The following is a 1,791-nucleotide window of genomic DNA, read 5'->3' on the forward strand; positions in this document are numbered from 1 at the left end:
GGTCTGGGTGGGTTTGGGTCATGATCACCGACTATGTTTCAAAGCTTGTGAAAGTCCAGCGGAGGTTCGCGCCGCCCCTCATTGCCCTGCCGGGCATTTCTCCCCGTATAGCGACGGGGGAAAGGGCTGTTCGCCGATGGTTTCGCCAACTGCCAGCGTTGCAGAAAAGCGCCGAGGGAGCGGAGCGTCCCTCTCCCCCGTCACTATACGGGGAGAGGATGCCGGCAGGCAGGTGAGGGGCAGCGCCAGCGCCTGGAGAAGTAGCGAGCAACCTTGAACTGAATCCCATCAGTACGCTCTACCGGTACCCATACCTCAATATCCCAGCGCCATCCCGTCCTTGCGCGGGTCCGACGCCCCGGTCAGCGTTCCCTTCTCCCAGTCGATCAGCACCGCCTGTCCGCCGCCGAGCGGATGGTGCGGCTCGGCGATGGCGTGGCCGCGCCGGCGCAGGCCTTCGATCGCCTCGGTGGGCACGTTGCGCTCCGCCTCCACCATGCCGTCATTGTAGAACACGCGCGGCGCGTCCAGCGCCTGCTGCGGGTCCATGCCGAAATCGATCATGTTGGTCAGAAGGTGGACATGGCCGAAGGGCTGGTAGCCGCCGCCCATCACGCCGAACGGCATCACCACGCGGCCGTTCCTTGTCGCCATGCCCGGCATGATCGTGTGCATCGGCCGCTTGCCGGGCGCGATCGCGTTGGGGTGCGCCGGATCGAGGCGGAAGCTTGAGCCGCGGTTCTGCAGGACCACGCCGCTCTTCGGGCCGACCACGCCGCTGCCGAAGGAATAATAGGTCGAGTTGATGAACGAGACCGCGTTGCGGTCGCGGTCGACAATCGAGATATAGACCGTGTCGCTGCCGGGCAGTTGCACATCCGGCAGGTGGGTCATGGCGCGCTCGCGGTCGATCTGGGCGCGCAGCCGCTCGGCATAGGCGGTCGACAGGAGCTCTCGCACCGGCACCTGGACACGGTCCTGGTCGCCGACGAAACGGTCTCGGTCGCGATAGGCCAGCCGCCCGGCCTCGATCTCCAGATGCAGGCGCTCGGCGCCGTTGGGATCGAGCTCGCCAAGCTTGAAGCCCGACAGCACGTTCAGCATCAACAGCGCCGTCAGGCCCTGGTTGTTCGGCGGCATCTGGTGGATCTCGTGGCCGCCATAGCTGATGCTCACCGGCGCCACATAGTCGCCCCGGGTCGCGGCAAAATCCTCATGCGAATGCAGCCCGCCCAGTTCCTTGAGCCGGCGCACCATGTCGTCGGCCATCGCGCCTTCGTAGAAACCGGCGCGGCCCTGTTTGGCGATGATGCGCAGGGTGGCGGCAAGCTCCGGCTGCCGGTGCACGTCGCCGGCCTTGGGCGCCACGCCACCCGGCAGGAAGATGCGGGCGGCATGCTCGTCGGCGGAAAGGTCGGTTTCGGGTTCGGCCCAGTCGAAGGCGACGCGGTCGTGCACGACATAGCCGTTCTCGGCATAGTGGATCGCCGGCGCCAGCACCTCGGCCAGGCTCTTGCTGCCATGGTCTTCCAGCAGCCGGCACCAGGCGTCGATGGCGCCCGGCACGGTCACCGCATGCGGCCCCTGTTTGGGAAGTTCGCTAAAGCCCTTGTCGCGATACCAGTCGACGGTCGCGGCCGCCGGCGCCCGGCCAGAGCCGTTGAAGGCCAGCACCTCGCTCTGTCCCCTGGGGCAGTAAAGGACAAAGCAATCGCCGCCGATGCCGGTCGATTGCGGCTCGACCACGCCCTGCACGGCGGCGGCGCAGATGGCGGCATCCATCGCATTGCC

General features: G+C 66.9%; 1 protein-coding gene. It reads right to left on the reverse strand.

Annotation, left to right across the window (positions count from 1 at the left end; all coding sequences use genetic code 11):
* Positions 1-315: 315 nt before the first annotated feature.
* A partial coding sequence (gene ggt, locus EOA36_RS34720) for a gamma-glutamyltransferase (RefSeq protein ID WP_127281165.1) occupies positions 316-1,791 on the reverse strand: 1,476 nt, incomplete at its 5' end.

The sequence above is a fragment of the Mesorhizobium sp. M8A.F.Ca.ET.021.01.1.1 genome, from assembly GCF_003998025.1.
GTDB lineage: Bacteria > Pseudomonadota > Alphaproteobacteria > Rhizobiales > Rhizobiaceae > Mesorhizobium.